Origin of the sequence: Bacillus sp. GbtcB10 (assembly GCF_019091365.1) — a bacterium.
Taxonomy (GTDB): domain Bacteria; phylum Bacillota; class Bacilli; order Bacillales; family Bacillaceae; genus Bacillus; species Bacillus altitudinis.
Genome location: NZ_JAGXJP010000204.1, coordinates 1 through 264 on the forward strand (window position 1 = coordinate 1; position 264 = coordinate 264).

The window sequence follows — 264 nt, forward strand, 5'->3', positions numbered from 1 at the left end:
TTCCAGATGCGCAAACAAAAGTTTCTTTGTTTGGATGTTTTCTAATTAATTCGTGTGCTACTTCATATGCCCAATGCATATACTACTCACCTCAATTATATTTTTGTTCTCACATTTTCATTTTTTTGCACTAAAAAAACTCCCACCCCAAGATTATTCATCTTGAGGACGAGAGTTATTAGCTTCGTGGTACCACCTCAGTTTGTTAATATGTCGCCATATTAACCTCTTCAGGTACGGCAAAATATGCTTATACCCTATCTC

Annotated in this window: 1 pseudogene; it reads right to left on the bottom strand. The window is 36.0% G+C overall.

The window, feature by feature from the left end:
- Positions 1-79: pseudogene (locus KVT11_RS20095) on the bottom strand (lysine--tRNA ligase); the annotation flags it as partial.
- Between the last annotated feature and the right edge of the window lie 185 nt (positions 80-264).